The organism is Singulisphaera sp. GP187 (assembly GCF_900129635.1).
Classification (GTDB): domain Bacteria; phylum Planctomycetota; class Planctomycetia; order Isosphaerales; family Isosphaeraceae; genus Singulisphaera.
The window spans coordinates 5,393,490-5,407,129 of record NZ_FSRB01000001.1; the positions used below are offsets into that span (position 1 = coordinate 5,393,490).

The window sequence follows — 13,640 nt, forward strand, 5'->3', positions numbered from 1 at the left end:
CGCCCTTTTGAATCCATTGACGGTTCGGTTCGCCTGGATGCCGTCCCGTTTGCGGAACCCCAATTCCTTCCTCGGTCGGCTACGGGCCTATCATGGCCCGCAAGTGACGGAGGAAGGTTTTTGTGTTTGTTGATTTGTAGAGTGGGTGCGGTCCACCAGGGGATCGAAATTCTGGTGGGCCGTGCCCACTCTACGAGAGAGGTGTTCCCGCGCTCATGGCCTGGATCTCCTCAAGGGCGTTTGCGGCATCTTCATGTGTGGGGTTGAGCCGAAGTGCCTCCTCGAACTGGCGTTTCGCCGGCTCGATCTCAGCGCGGAAATCCAGCAAGGCGAACCCGAGCCTGTAGTGGGCATCCGCGTCGTTGGGGGCGATCGCCACCGCTTTCTGGAACAGGGCGAGAGCCCTCGCGATATCCGTCGGTTTGGAGTCGGGGTCGTTTGCGAGACAGCAGGCGTAACCTTGGATCGTCCGGATCGATTGCGGATCTCGCCTCAGTGTCCTCTCGAAGACCTTCCTGGCCTCGGTATACTTTTCCCAATCGGCCAACGATTCTCCGTAGATCAATATTGCGCGGGAACAATAGGGGTCGATCTGAATGGCTCGTTGGAAGCAACGCCGCGCCTCCTCTTCCCGCTCCAATTTTGACAGACTCATCGCCAAAAGGAGTTGGGCCTTGGGCAGAGCCGGGTCAAGGCGGACTGCGTCGGTGAGAATCGCCACGGCTTGCTCGAGGGAGCGGTGGGGTTCATTCTCGTGCCAGAAGTAGTGGTGAAGTCCAAGCTGCTCGAGGGCCATCGCGTTGGCCGGATAGTGTGCGACGGCGCGTTCGTAATGGCGGAACGCCTCATCATATTTCCTGGTTTTATCGGCGATCCATCCCCTCTTGAACTCGCCCCAGGAGAGTGCCCAGCCTGCGCGCACGGCCTCGATTTCTTCGGGGGTCGGCCGATTGTGGACCGGATCGGGGTGATCGAACGGCCGGGACCAGAGTTCGCGACACCAATGCTCGGCAAACTCCTGGGCGCGAGTCTCCTTCGCGAACTTCCGTCGGAGACTCTTCGCCTTGGCGTCGATGATCTGGAGATGGCCGAGTTCGTGGAGCAGGACGTCGTAGAGGAAGAAGCGTCTGACGGCGAGCGTGGGCCATTGGCAGCGGGGGATCGCCCCGAATTGGCCCGGCGTCTGCGTCCGCTCGAGGTAACCGCCCAGGCTGATTCGGGCCGGCGTCGCACACAAGCCGATTTCTCGCTTGCCCCGATTCACGTAACCGAGCCTGCGGATCCTTCCAAACCGGTCGTTGAGATGGACCCACTTGAGTCGGCAACGAACCTCCTCGGGAAGCCGGGAGAGGACGACCCGGATCTCCTCTTCCGTGACGAAGTACCGTCGATTCAATCCCGGCGTATGGTGGGTGAACCCAACGTCCCGCAGAGCCACCATGATGATCCGGTCCTCGTCGTTCGCATCGGATTTCGTCGACTCGGCTTCAAGCAATGACACCGTCGCATGGCGGCAGGTTCGTGAGCTCCCTTGTCCTACTTTCCCAAGCCTTCGTTCATTGTCCCCCTGGGACCGCGGACGTCCCGCCCGCTCTTGCGGAGGCCGTGTCCGTTGCGAGGGTCGAAACGGGCGTCTCGAATCGGGTGCCGGGAGGAAAACGCAAGCCGAAGCACTCGGTGAGGACGACGAGCAGCTCGTCATCACTCGCGATGGTCCGAAGGGTCGCTCCCGCCCCTCGCCTGACCTCGAGTTCTCGGTTGCGCAGAACCTGGCGGACTTCCGGCGTCCGCGATTGGACCGTCAAGGTGCGGAGGAAGGGCGACTCGGGATGGGTTGAGGTGTAGTAGTTGCCCACCTCGCAGTCGATGCTGTGCTGCGGCTCGAGCGTGAAGCCGTAGAGGTCGCTCCAAACTCCTTCCATGAGCGATTGCAAGACCCAGAGACCTTCGTCGTCGAGCAAGCGAAACGTCCGGTCATGCTGATGGGATGGCGGCCCGCTCACCATCGGGATCGGCCGGAAGAGCCCTTCCCCGCCGAACCCAACGTCTGCGAGCCAGGTGGTTTGTTTGAGCGTGACGTTCAAGAACATGTGCGTACGCGGCGTGGCCCGGTGCGTTCTCAGGCGGACACGGCCAGCCAGTCTCGTGACGTGGAAACCGAGTTCCTCCAGCACCGCGGCGAACAGCGTATTCTGTTCGAAGCAGTAACCTCCGCGTCGGCTCCAGACCAGCTTGGACTGCAAGCTCGCCAGGTCGAGCCGGATGGGCCGACCGAGATGGATATCAAGGTTCTCGAATGGGATCCGGGTGACATGGTTGAAGTGCAATCGTTCGAGCACCTCCGGCGCCGGGGTTCGATCGCCGGTGTCACCGATGCGGTCCAGGTAGGCGTTGACGTCGACGAAATTGGGATCGGCCGGATTCATTGCACGCACCTCTCTCCAAAGCAAGCGGCCCTCACACCCCTGCCCTGCTCTTGCAGACGCATCCAAGGTGGATTGCGAGTCGATTAGTAGATGGGCCAGAGTCCAGGCGTTGCCAACTCCAGCAGGTGGCCGTCGGGGTCTCGGAAATAGAGACTCACCCCGCCCCGCGGCCAGGTCGTTTCGCCCTCGATCGGCACGCTGTGCGAGGACAGCCACTCTCTCCAGCCGTCGAGGTCGGAGGCGCTCACCGCGAAGGCGAGATGGAGCGTTCCTTGGCCGTCGTGCGGAGGAATCGTGCCCCCAGGAAGGACGGCCGTCGTCGTGAACTCGCCCTTCCGAAAGAGGAGCAGGACCTGGCGCCCCGGGATCTGGAGCGGGCAAAATCGAGGGTCAGGTTCCTTGGCGGGCGACTCCGAACTCTCCTCTTCAAACGACTTGAAGCCGAAAATTTGTTGGTAGAACCGGACCGACCGTTCCAGGTCGTCCACATAGAGCGCCGTCTCAAGCAGCCCGTTGACGGTCGGCACCGCGGTGTTGGAAGTCATGGACATCACCCTTGGCGTAGGACACGGAATCAAACCGATCCCGGAACCGGTTGGCCAAAACCTTCATGAGGAGGGCCTCGCACAACGTGGCACCCAGGCTCCCTTTGATGATATTCGCCGACACGACGCGTTGCATCGCGATCGGCCCCGGTCTATAATTTTCCAAGAAGTCACTTTGAAAATAGGTGGACCGTCTGAATATGTCAAGCGAGAGCTTGGAAAATCCGATTCGCCCGGCCGCGGACCGGTTCCTGGTCCTGTTGAAGAGTCGGGGGCCGCAGACGGCGGCGGAGTTGGGTCGAGCCACGGGCGTGACCGGGGAGGCGGCGCGGCAGCAACTCGTTCGGCTTGCGGCTGACGGGCTGGTGGTGGCGGCCGCGGAGTCACGCGGTGTAGGGCGTCCGACCCAGGTCTGGAGCCTGACCGACGCGGGGAATGCCCGGTTCCCGGACGCTCATGCCGAACTCACCGCTGGGCTGATTCGTTCGATCCGGACGGAGCTTGGCGAGGCGGTGCTCGATCGGCTGATCGACGCGCGAGCGGCCGAATCCCAGGTGGCTTACACCGAGGCGCTCGCGGGGGCGGCCGACCTGGGCGAGCGGGTGGCCCGGCTGGCCGAGGCTCGGACGCGTGAGGGGTACATGGCGGAGTTCTGGGCGGAGGGCGGCGCGTTCGTCCTGGCCGAGAACCATTGTCCGATCTGCGTGGCCGCAACCGCCTGCCAGGGATTTTGCCGGGCCGAGCTCAGCACGTTCCGCGACGTGTTGGGGCCGGATGCCCTGGTCGAGCGAGTTGAACATATCGTCCAAGGTGATCGCCGGTGCCTCTACCGGATCGCGCCCAAGGGGCGAAGGGGCGGCGCGGCAAGCCGGGATGAAGTCGGTCAGTTAAATGTCGGCGAGTCCGAACAGGTGGCGGACGGCGTTGAGCAGGCTGTGGGGGTGCTCGGTGGCCGGTTCCGAGGCGGCCGAGCGGAGGGTGGCGCGGGGCTGGTGGAGGAGTTGGTTCTGGAACCGTGACATCATATGGGCGATCGCTTCGCGGTCGGCCTCGTTGAGGCTGGGGCGTGCGTTGCAGAGGGCGTCGAACTCGCGGCGGCGGATCGCGTCGGCGTGGTCGCCGAGCTGGCGAAGCACCGCGCCGGCGTGGCGCTGATGACGGAGGGCTGCGCAACAGGCGGCCGTCTCGCGCTCGATGATGGCGGTGGCCGGGTCGACCCCTTTCTGGCGGCGACCGCGGTTCTGCTCGGCCTGCGCGCGGAGGTCGTCGACGTTGTAGAGGTACACATCCTCGAGGTCGCCGATCTTGGGGTCGAAGTCGCGTGGGATCGCGATGTCGAGGATCAGGGCCAGGCGGTTGCGGCGGGCACGCTGAACGCGGACGTACTGGTCGTAGTTGACGATCGGCTCTTCGGCGGCGGTCGTGCTGACGACGACGTCGGCCTCCTTGAGCGCCAGGAAGAGCTCGTCAAACGGGACGGCCTTGCCGCCCCATCGCGCGGCGGCGGCCTCGGCCCGTTCGGGGCTCCGGTTACTCACCAGGATCCGCCCAGGCTTGAGCGCTTTCAAATGTTGGAGGGTCAGGTCGCCCATCTTGCCGGCGCCGATGACCAGCATCGTCTTGTCGGAGAAGGTATCGAAGACCCCTTTGGCGACGTCGACGGCCACGCTGGCGATCGAGAGCTTGCCCTGGTCCAGGCCGGTCTCTTCACGGACCTTCTTGCCGACGCGGGCGGCATTCTGGAAGACGTGATGCAAGATCGAGTTGACCGTCCGGTTCTTGATCGCCGCCTGATACGCCTCCTTGACCTGGCCGAGGATTTGCCCCTCGCCCAGTACCAGGCTCTCGAGGCTGGCGGCGACTCGGAACAGGTGGGCGACCGCCTCGGTGTCCTGGGAGCTGACGAGGTGTGGGGCGAACCGATCGACCGGCAACGCGTGGAAGCTGGACAAGAAGTCGGTCAGGGCGTCGAGGTCCGGCACCTCTTGGGGAGCGCCCGCGGCGTAAATTTCGACCCGGTTGCAGGTCGACAGGATGACGAACTCGCTCCCTGGGAACGATTCGGCCAAGGTGTCGAGCCCGCGCGCGAGCTTGGGACCGTCGAAGGCCAGGGCTTCGCGGATTGAGGTGGGGGCGGACCGGTGATCGACGCCCAGGGCCAGCAGCTTCACGGTGCCTTCCTCCCGGTCGGCGAACCCATGCCGTGGGCCGTCGGGAGGTTCAAGACGTCGACGCCAACCCAGGTGAACACAAGGAAGCCAAAGGCGATGATCGTCAGCACCATCAGACTCCGTCCTCGCATCGCCGGGCGGAACCGAGCGTGCAGGAGCGCGGCGAAGACCAGCCACATGAGGAACGCGCTGATGACTTTGGGGTCGGTCCAGCTCAGCGGTGTCCTCGCGGCGGCCCCCCGCAAGACCAGGTCGAGGATGACCCCAATCAGAAGGCCGCAGGTCAGGAGCGGGAAGGCGACGGTAATCGCCCCGCGGTTCAGCCGCTCCGACTGCTCGAGGCTCGGCAAGGCGAACCCGAACCGCGAGGGCCGCTTGTGCTTGAGCCGGTTCGACTGCACCAGGTACATCAGCCCGGCGGCGAACGCCACGCAAGTCGAGACTGCGCCCGCCAGGAGGAACAAGCCGTGGACCGTGCCCCAGAACCGCGTCGCACTCCCCCACTGGTCCCAGCCGTCGCGCGGTGAGGCGAGTTGGCCGGAGATCACCAGGCCCAGAACGAGCGGGAGTACGAACACCCCCACCGCCATCGGTTTGGGCGAGCGGACCATCAGGTAGAGGCCGATCAAGGCGAAGATCCAGGAGAGGACCATCAGCGACTCGAACGCGGTGGTCACCGGGACCTTGCGCTGAACCCAGGCCAGGTTGGCCAGGTAGGCCGTCTGGACCAACCAGGCCAAGGCGGTCAGGGCGACGGTCAAGTACCAGCGCGCCGCACCACGGACCACGAACCGAGCCAGTTCGCTCGCCAAGGCCAGGCCGTACGTTCCCCCGAAACAGAGCACGGTCAACCGATCCATCACGCCGACGCTCCTCGCGCCGCCCCACTACCCTTTTTGCCTTGGTGGATCGCCACGAGCCGGTCGAGCCTCCTCGCCCGGCCTTTGCCCCATTGTATGGTCCCCGCCCCGCGAATCCCAGAGAGTCGAGGACCGCCTTTGCGAACTCACTCCCCTCGCGAGGGCGAAGACCGGTCGGAGTCGATCGACCCGACTGGTATGATGACTACCGATCGATCGATCGGGCCGGCGCGGTTTTCTCAATCGAGAGGGATCAGGAGACTTCTGGCGATGCAAGACGACCTGTTTGCCCTGTACCAATACAATCGCTGGGCCACCGCCCTGCTCGTCAAGGCGGTGCGGCAACTCTCTCCCGAGCAGTACGGCCAGGAACCCGTTCCCGGCTGGACCTCGGTCCGCGACACCATGATCCATGTGGCCGGCGCCACCGACATCTGGGTCCGCCGGCTCCACGGAGAGCCCGTCACCTCGCGGCCAACCGAGTTGGATCTGCCCACCCTTGATGACGTCGTCCGGCTCTTCGACAAGGCGCACGACGCGTTCGACCGCCTGCTTCCCACGCTCACGCCCGAGCGGCTCACGACGATCCTGGCGTACCGCAACCTGGCGGGGAACGACTATCAGCTCCCGGTCTGGGCCGTCCTCCGCCACGTGGTCAACCACGCAACCTACCACCGAGGTCAGATCGCCTCGAAGCTCAAACGGCTCGGATTCGATTGCCCGGATACCGACTTCGCGTTCTGGGCGATCGAGAAGACCGAGGGGATCGTGATCTCGCACTGAGGACGCATGGCCCCAGGGGGGGATTGAATTGCGGGCGGGTGGCCCCGGTCCCTGGGGAAAAGCGAGAACTTGGTGCCACCCTTGCCACTGGGCGTAAGATAGATGGTGTGGGGACGACCCCATGCTTCGTGGGGAGTGGTCCCACGCCAAGCTTGAATCGTGCGGGGACGACCCCGTAGCTCTCTTCTCCTAGGAGAAAGCTATGGCTTGGGTTGTCCTCGTCATTGCCGGCTTGTTTGAAATTGGTTGGGCGGTCTGCCTGAAGTACACGAAGGGGTTCACACAACCCTGGCCGACCCTCGGATTCGTGGGCTTCATGATCGCTAGCGTCTACTTGCTCGGGGTGGCGCTCCGGTCGCTTCCACTTGGGACGGCCTATACGGTCTGGACAGGCATCGGCGCGGTCGGCACCGTCGTGTTCGGGATTCTCCTGCTGGGTGAGTCTCCCGACATCCGCCGCCTGGCCTGCATCGTGCTCATTCTTGCCGGAGTCGTGGGCCTCAAACTCACCTCGTCCCACTAGGCTCTGTTTGACAAACCTCTAGGAGGCGTAGGACGTAGAAATAGGGTAGACCTAACTGGAGGTTCCCCATGCGCCGCTACGAGCTCTCTGACTAACCATGGGCTCGAATCGAGCCGTTCTTGCCGCACCGGACCCATCATGGCAAGCTGGGGCATCCGTTCAATGACCATCGCCCCCTCGTCAACGGCATCCTTTGGATCCTTCATACCGGCGCGCCCTGGCGGGATCTTCCCGAGCGATACGGCGCGTGGGAGACGGTCTACTCCGCTTCAACCGCTGGCGTTGCGGCGGCATCTGGACTCGCTTCGTCACCTCGCTCCTGGATGAACTGGACGACAAGGGCGAGATCGACAACGGTGTGCCGGGGAACGCGTTGGCCCACCTTCCACGTCGAGAGCCGGGCCTCGGGCCGATCGTCCGGGGCCAACGCGTTCCGAAACGGGTCCTTCACAGGCGTCCGGATCTTCCAGGCTCCGGAGGAAGAGCGGTCCAGGCCTTCGGATCAGGTTGGGCCGCGGCCCAACAGATCGCAAGATCGCGTTCGCATGACGAGACTCATTTGCGAGCCGGCGCGGCGGCAGACTTGGCGCCGCGCTCGGAGAAATCGGTTGAGTCCGGGGGGACATACCCGACTCCCTCGGGCGGCCCCCCTGGTTTGATACCACCGCCCCCACAGCCGGCCACTCCGCTCACCAGGAGCACCAGAACGAATACGTGGCGGAATCGTCGCATCGTCATTCACCTCCAACTCGATGATCAGGGACTCATTGATTTCTTCCAGGGGGCATCGACCGACACGGTCGATGCCCGGTTTCCAATCTCGGTCGGTTCAGTAGGAGTCGGCGCTGATGACCTCGGAGCCTCGGCGCGTGCCCAGGACCCACCACGTTTGAAGGTTGACCGAATCCTTGATGAACTTCACCGACCCGTCACAGAGCGCCATGTTGACGCCGCCAGCGTGGCGGCTCGTCGGGGCGGCGATCCCTGATGAGATCTCCCACATCGACCCCGGCTCCGCGGCGTAGTTATGGCAAGCCACGGTATTGGGAGGACCGAAGTGGTTGTAGGCGATGGTGCCGTGGACGAAATACGCGGCCGTCCAGATGTAGCCGATGTTGGAGCTCTGCTTTGCCTGGGTCGTCCCCGGGAGGGATTTGCAAAGGTTGTAGAAGGCCATCGCCAGCGAAGCATCATTCTTGTCGCCCGTGGCCCCGCCGGTCACATCGTAGAAGCCGCGTTTCGCATCGGGCGAGTTGAGAAACGGATAAGGGGTGCTGGAACCTGCGCCATAGATCCCCATCAATCGTTCGCTGAAGATGGCCGTGTTGGACAGGCCGTCACTCACATTCGCGACGGAGACCACGCCGAGGTTGGGATGGGTACTCCATTTTGTCCCGGCGACCATCGTGCCCGTGAAGCGCTGGATGATTCCGGGACCACCCATGTTCCCATGATAACTCGTCGCTGCCCAGGGGGCGCTCGGCTGCCTGGACACGTCCTCCGACGGACAGAGCATACCGGCCAGCTGGGTGTAGCCCACCGTGGAATTCTCGGGTCCGCGCGGCTTGCTCCCGAAGTTCAGAGCATTGAAAATCTGCTGCTGCTCTACCTGCGGCAGGAGAGCCATCGGCCAACTGAATGACCACCCGACATCGTACGAGCCGGTGCCGGCCAGCTCGGGTCCTGAGCACATCGGAGGGAAGCAACCGTTCACGGAGGCGTAGTTGTGAGCTCCCAGGCCGAGCTGCTTGAGATTGTTGAGGCACTGGGCGCGCCGGGCGGCCTCGCGGGCCGACTGCACGGCCGGCAGGAGAAGGGCGATCAGGACGGCGATGATGGCGATGACAACCAGTAGTTCGATCAGGGTAAAGCCCTGACGACGGAGTCTGTACACGTTACGGAACGATAACATGGCACGAAGGCTCCGAAAAAGGGGAAGAATTGTCGAAGCGAGGGACGACTGTCAGCACGAGAAAAGAGAGACTGCATGGATCCTTTCTCCGGACTCAGGCGGAGACGGCATCCTCCGAATCGATCGCGGTGAACGGCGACGAGACCGGCTGGCGTGGAGCAAGAACCTTAACGTTCCAGGGTTGGGAGGGCGACCACGGCGACGGGCTCGAGGTGATACGCCTCGGGCCCAAGGTGGCTGTTCAGCCGCGGAATTCGCACGGGGGTCGAGTGCGTTCCGACGGCCACGGTATTCAGGAGGATCCTCGAGGTCGTGAATCGGTCCGCGACCCTCGCTCGGCCGGAGGGCGTCGCCTCAGAGAATGCCGTGGCGGCGAGGGCACCGCCGGACCGTGTTGAACGGGCGGCCCAATCGCTCACTCGCGGGTTCTCCCGGCTCGATCCGCTGCCCGCCCTGGTCTTGACCAACGACGCGGCTCTCGATCCTTCGGATTTGCGCATGGTTAGGAATGGTCCCGCGGCGCGGGCATCACCGGTCGGCGATGCCCGACAAGGTGACACATTGGCCGACAGCTCGAATGGTCGTTGATAACCAGCTCTACTGTATCTGGAAGGAATCTATAAATAAGTTACTTGGTTGCGTGAATATGCAGCATATTTGGCAAGTGACTTGAAGCCCCGGAACGTCCCGTTTTTCGGTGTCCCCAAGGGGCCTCCGACTTCTCCGGTCTTCAAGCGGGACAGGTTCGTTGGCTTGATGCCGACAAGGACTGATATCAGCGGAGACGGCAACAGATAAAGAAGCCTTCCAAGGACACAAGTTCGGTTGCGTTTTGGCTTGATGGAGTGGAAGGAATGGATCGCGGGAGCCTTGATGTCGACTGATCCTCCACCACCGGATGTCGGGGGGCCGGATGACCGAAGTTCCGGTCATCCCTCGATGTTGATCGGCAGGATCTTGGCCGGCGGCGATGCGCGGAGCGACACGCGTCTTCCCGCTTCCGCGCTCTCGATGGCGGCCTCGGCGATCTGGAGGGCGTAGGCGGCATCCTCGCCACTCGCCATCGGGGGCTTACCGTCTCGTCTCGATTCCAGCAGCGAGGCGATTTGGCGCCGGTAGAGGTCGTCCACGCGAGTCGCCATGGGTGCGACGGCCATCGACTCCCAGCGATGCAACGCGCCGAACCGGAAACGCTGGATCTCGCCCGTCATGAAGTCGAAGCTCAGCGATCCACGATCGCCGTAGAGATCGAATGTACGCCGCTGGGGGTACTGCACGTAGTCCATGTGAACCTGGACCAGGACCCCGCTGGCCATTGTGAGGATCAGCTGGATGACGTTGGGCGTTGGCCGGATGCCCATGCGACCCAGCGTCGCCTCGGCCGCCACGACGTCCGCGACGTCGCCGAGCATCCACCGAACGAAATCAAATTCATGGGTGTAGTCGAGCAGTAAGGAATTGGGAGCCTCGTCGCGGTCGCGGCCATGCGCATTGAGCAGCGTGACGTAGGTCCCGATCATTGCGCGTGCCGCGACGACTCGACCGATACCACCCTCGTCGATGATCTCCTTCAACTTTCTCAGGCCCGTGTCGAAGCGGAGCATGTATCCGACCTGGAGGAATCGCCCTTCGTACCTGGCGCGTTCGACCAGGTCGCGTGCCTTCGCCCAACTGTCGGCAATGGGTTTTTCGATGAACAGGTCCGCCCCGCTGGCCATCGCCCGCCCGGCCATTGGCGCATGAAGAGAGGTCGGCGTGCAGAGGAAAACCAGGTCCGGTTGTGCCTCCAGCGCCTCCGCGTAGTCGAGGAACACGCCTGCCGGCGGCCTCGGCATGAGTCCGGCCGTCTCCAGGGTCGTCTGCCTCTGAACGTCGCACAGCAGGACCTCCACGTCCTCGCGTTCGGCGAGCAGGCGTGCGTGCCGCCGGCCGATCGATCCGAGGCCGACGACGAGGATGCGAGGGTTCGCGGGACTCTCCATGGATCGATCACCTTGGTCATGAGTGCGCACGGAATCCCCCGTCAGGCATCAACCCGGGTCTCCCAACCGATCACGGCAGCCCGTCAAACAGATCGGAATTGCAGCGGATGTGCAGGCGGATCCGATCTTCGGCATCACGCGGCCCCATCTTGCTCAGGTCATTGATCAACCGCAGATGGCTGTCGGGGTTCGGTTGCATGATGAGAGCCACCCGGTGGAAGATGGTCCGTAACTTCACGGCACGCACCGCCTCTACCATCGCCCGGAAGCCGGTCAACTCGACGAGCGCGATGTGCAGCGCGGCGTCCGCGGCCCAGCAAGCTTCGGGCACGGTCCGGTCGTCCGCGGCGGCGGCCATCTCCTTGAGACGCTTCATATGAGGTTGCATGGGGGCACCACAGTAAATTCGAACCGCCTGGCACTCCAGCGCCTCGCGGACCAGCAACAACTCGAGCACCTCGCGCCGGCTGGGCAGCCTGACCTGAGTCCCCTTCCTCGAAACGGCATCCAGGTATCCTTCATTGCTCAGTTGCTGAACCGCCTCGGCCACGGGGATGAGACTGCACTTGATCTCGGCCGCAATCTTGCGCCGGTCGAGCCAGTCGCCGGGACGAAGCTCCTGCTGGATCAGCTTGGTCAGGATGGACTGGTAGACCCTCTCCCTCGCGGTCATTTGCGGCATGTCGATACCACCTTTACCTCTTTCGCTCGCTCGCAGCCCAAGGTCAGGGCCGATGCCGAAGCCGCGCGGCCCGTGGGGATTGACCCCGGATTGACTGACATGTTACAAGCCATGTCAGTGTCGGTCAACAGGTTTGTGACCGAAATATTTTGAGATCTCCCGGGTCCTGAAATCTGTCGAATCGAGGTATGCAAATGAAAAGAAACGTAATTGTTATCGGGCATCTCCGATCGTGGTGCGCCCTGTGCCTGCTCTCGGCCCCGTGGCTGGTGCCACTTGTGCCGGCGGCGAGCGTGTTCGCGGAGGAGCCGCACGGCGTCCGCGAAGCCGGCCCGGCGCCGGACCACACCCGACTTGCCGCCTCCGCTCCGTCCCAGGATCGCACCGAGGGATCATCCAAGCAGTCGGCTCCCCTGGAGATCGGCTCGCGGCGCGAGCTGTTCGTGGACGCTTACTTGATCGACGAGCTCAACGGCGTGAGTCAGAGACTGCACAGCCCGCAGCTCGCCCCTCCGGTGGACCCCGAGCGGCCGAACGGCGCCTACGCGACCGTCTTGCGGGACGGGGAGACCTTCCGGTTCTACTACCGGGGCGACAAGGATCCGAAGGTGACCTGGAAAACCCACGGAATCAAGGCTGCCCACGACGGCGAGGTGACCCTCTACGCCGAGAGCCGCGACGCGATTCACTGGACCTTGCCCGACCTCGGCCTGTACGAACCCCCGAGCTTTCCCGCGGGCAATGTCGTCCTCATGAACGAATTCCTGGTGAATCACAACTTCACCCCATTCATTGATGCGAAGCCCGGGGTTCCTGAACGCGAGAAGTACAAGGCCCTGGGCGGGCTCGCCTACCAGGCGCACCAGAAGGAAGTGCGAGACGAGCGAGGGCCCGGCGGGCTCAAGGCGTTCGTGTCGGCGGACGGGATCCACTGGACGAAGCTGCGCGAGCAGGCGGTGATCCCCGAGGAGTGGGGGAAGTACTTCGATTCGCAGAATTACGCGTTCTGGTCGGAATCAGAACAACTCTACATTTGCTATTTTCGGCGGTTCATCAAGGGTTTGCGGGGAATCGCCCGCACGACCTCGGAGGACTTCATCCACTGGACCGAGCCGATCGAGATGAGCGCCAACCTGCCGGGAGAGCATCTCTACACCAGCGGCACGCAGCCCTACTTCCGGGCGCCCCAGATCTACGTGGCCACGCCGACGCGCTTCATGGAGAAGCGGGGCGCGGCCACCGACATCCTCTTCATGAGCACCCGGGGCGGCGGCCGCTATGACCGGACCTTCCAGGAAGCCTTGATCCGTCCCGGCCTGAGCCAGGACCACTGGGCGAACCGCGCGAACTACGCCGCGATCGGGATCCACCAGACGGGGCCGCTCGAGATGTCGCTCTTCGTGAGCGGCGGGCGTCGCTACACTCTCCGTCTGGACGGGTTCGCGTCGGTCAATGCGCCGTTGAGCGGTGGTGAGTTGATCACGAAGCCGCTGACGTTCGCCGGCAAGGAGCTGGAGCTCAACGTCGCGACGAGTGCCGCGGGAATGGTTCGCGTCGAGATCCGGGATGCCGGCGGCCGACCGATCCCGGGATTCACCCTCGAGGACTGCGCACCGATCTGGGGTGACGCGATTTCCCGCGTCGTGAGCTGGAAGCCCGGCGGCACCGACGTGAGCAGCCTGGCGGGAAAGGTCGTTCGTCTGCGGTTTGTGATTGAGGACGCGGATCTGTTCGCGATCCGGTTCCGTTGATCGCG

At 63.7% G+C, this 13,640-nt stretch carries 13 protein-coding genes and 2 pseudogenes; 5 read left to right on the top strand and 10 right to left on the bottom strand.

Features of this window, described 5'->3' with window-relative positions:
• Positions 1-190: 190 nt before the first annotated feature.
• The 3 genes from BUS42_RS21085 to BUS42_RS21095 all read right to left on the bottom strand — a co-directional run bounded on the left by BUS42_RS21085 (position 191) and on the right by BUS42_RS21095 (position 2,971).
• Positions 191-1,441 (bottom strand): tetratricopeptide repeat protein, encoded by a 1,251-nt coding sequence (locus BUS42_RS21085; protein ID WP_159452272.1) that lies wholly within the window; start codon positions 1,439-1,441, stop codon positions 191-193.
• A 115-nt stretch (positions 1,442-1,556) separates the two neighbouring features.
• The gene (locus BUS42_RS21090; protein ID WP_074309451.1) at positions 1,557-2,426 is read right to left on the bottom strand and encodes an arylamine N-acetyltransferase family protein; all 870 of its coding nucleotides are present in this window, start codon (positions 2,424-2,426) and stop codon (positions 1,557-1,559) included.
• A gap of 83 nt (positions 2,427-2,509) precedes the next feature.
• Positions 2,510-2,971 (bottom strand): VOC family protein, encoded by a 462-nt coding sequence (locus tag BUS42_RS21095; RefSeq protein ID WP_074311298.1) that lies wholly within the window; start codon positions 2,969-2,971, stop codon positions 2,510-2,512.
• Between the two features lie 200 nt (positions 2,972-3,171).
• On the opposite strand from BUS42_RS21095, the pseudogene BUS42_RS46600 reads away from it, so the two are divergent.
• Positions 3,172-3,810: pseudogene (locus BUS42_RS46600) on the top strand (helix-turn-helix transcriptional regulator); the annotation flags it as partial.
• A 48-nt stretch (positions 3,811-3,858) separates the two neighbouring features.
• Here the strand turns inward: BUS42_RS46600 and hemA are convergent.
• Complete coding sequence (gene hemA / locus BUS42_RS21105) at positions 3,859-5,142, bottom strand: glutamyl-tRNA reductase (protein ID WP_074309453.1); 1,284 nt, start codon at positions 5,140-5,142, stop codon at positions 3,859-3,861.
• Entirely contained in the window at positions 5,139-6,002 is an 864-nt protein-coding gene (locus tag BUS42_RS21110) for a cytochrome C assembly family protein (RefSeq protein WP_074309456.1), read from the bottom strand. The genes hemA and BUS42_RS21110 overlap by 4 nt, the downstream gene beginning before the upstream one ends.
• A 270-nt stretch (positions 6,003-6,272) precedes the next feature.
• Here BUS42_RS21110 and BUS42_RS21115 point away from each other — a divergent pair, with 270 nt between their 5' ends.
• The 3 genes and pseudogenes from BUS42_RS21115 to BUS42_RS46605 form a co-directional block, all read left to right on the top strand.
• Positions 6,273-6,785 (top strand): DinB family protein, encoded by a 513-nt coding sequence (locus BUS42_RS21115; protein WP_074309458.1) that lies wholly within the window; start codon positions 6,273-6,275, stop codon positions 6,783-6,785.
• 202 nt (positions 6,786-6,987) lie between these two features.
• Positions 6,988-7,308 carry a quaternary ammonium compound efflux SMR transporter SugE gene (gene sugE, locus BUS42_RS21120; RefSeq protein ID WP_074309460.1) on the top strand — a complete coding sequence of 107 codons (321 nt, stop codon included), beginning with the start codon at positions 6,988-6,990 and terminating at the stop codon, positions 7,306-7,308.
• 119 nt (positions 7,309-7,427) lie between these two features.
• Positions 7,428-7,514, top strand: a pseudogene (locus BUS42_RS46605) (hypothetical protein); the annotation flags it as partial.
• Positions 7,515-7,863: 349 nt separating this feature from the next.
• Here BUS42_RS46605 and BUS42_RS44145 read toward each other — a convergent pair.
• The 5 genes from BUS42_RS44145 to BUS42_RS21145 form a co-directional block, all read right to left on the bottom strand.
• On the bottom strand, positions 7,864-8,040 hold the full coding sequence (locus BUS42_RS44145) for a hypothetical protein (protein WP_173878230.1): 177 nt from the start codon (positions 8,038-8,040) through the stop codon (positions 7,864-7,866).
• A gap of 97 nt (positions 8,041-8,137) precedes the next feature.
• Complete coding sequence (locus BUS42_RS21130) at positions 8,138-9,220, bottom strand: DUF1559 domain-containing protein (protein WP_074309464.1); 1,083 nt, start codon at positions 9,218-9,220, stop codon at positions 8,138-8,140.
• Between the two features lie 167 nt (positions 9,221-9,387).
• Entirely contained in the window at positions 9,388-9,639 is a 252-nt protein-coding gene (locus BUS42_RS21135; RefSeq protein WP_143206418.1) for a hypothetical protein, read from the bottom strand.
• 510 nt (positions 9,640-10,149) lie between these two features.
• On the bottom strand, positions 10,150-11,202 hold the full coding sequence (locus tag BUS42_RS21140) for a Gfo/Idh/MocA family protein (RefSeq protein WP_074309468.1): 1,053 nt from the start codon (positions 11,200-11,202) through the stop codon (positions 10,150-10,152).
• A gap of 70 nt (positions 11,203-11,272) precedes the next feature.
• The gene (locus BUS42_RS21145) at positions 11,273-11,884 is read right to left on the bottom strand and encodes a GntR family transcriptional regulator (protein ID WP_083670404.1); all 612 of its coding nucleotides are present in this window, start codon (positions 11,882-11,884) and stop codon (positions 11,273-11,275) included.
• A 194-nt stretch (positions 11,885-12,078) separates the two neighbouring features.
• Between BUS42_RS21145 and BUS42_RS21150 the strand changes: the two genes are divergently transcribed.
• A complete protein-coding gene (locus BUS42_RS21150; protein ID WP_083670406.1) occupies positions 12,079-13,635 on the top strand; it encodes a glycoside hydrolase family protein in 1,557 nt (518 codons plus the stop codon).
• Positions 13,636-13,640 lie beyond the last annotated feature (5 nt).

Coding starts and splice junctions, on each gene's coding strand:
- BUS42_RS21085 (WP_159452272.1), bottom strand. CDS start 1,441: ATGGTGGCTCTGCGGGACGTTGGGTTCACCCACCATACGCCGGGATTG.
- BUS42_RS21090 (WP_074309451.1), bottom strand. CDS start 2,426: ATGAATCCGGCCGATCCCAATTTCGTCGACGTCAACGCCTACCTGGAC.
- BUS42_RS21095 (WP_074311298.1), bottom strand. CDS start 2,971: ATGACTTCCAACACCGCGGTGCCGACCGTCAACGGGCTGCTTGAGACG.
- BUS42_RS21110 (WP_074309456.1), bottom strand. CDS start 6,002: ATGGATCGGTTGACCGTGCTCTGTTTCGGGGGAACGTACGGCCTGGCC.
- BUS42_RS21115 (WP_074309458.1), top strand. CDS start 6,273: ATGCAAGACGACCTGTTTGCCCTGTACCAATACAATCGCTGGGCCACC.
- sugE (WP_074309460.1), top strand. CDS start 6,988: ATGGCTTGGGTTGTCCTCGTCATTGCCGGCTTGTTTGAAATTGGTTGG.
- BUS42_RS44145 (WP_173878230.1), bottom strand. CDS start 8,040: ATGCGACGATTCCGCCACGTATTCGTTCTGGTGCTCCTGGTGAGCGGA.
- BUS42_RS21130 (WP_074309464.1), bottom strand. CDS start 9,220: ATGTTATCGTTCCGTAACGTGTACAGACTCCGTCGTCAGGGCTTTACC.
- BUS42_RS21140 (WP_074309468.1), bottom strand. CDS start 11,202: ATGGAGAGTCCCGCGAACCCTCGCATCCTCGTCGTCGGCCTCGGATCG.
- BUS42_RS21145 (WP_083670404.1), bottom strand. CDS start 11,884: ATGCCGCAAATGACCGCGAGGGAGAGGGTCTACCAGTCCATCCTGACC.
- BUS42_RS21150 (WP_083670406.1), top strand. CDS start 12,079: ATGAAAAGAAACGTAATTGTTATCGGGCATCTCCGATCGTGGTGCGCC.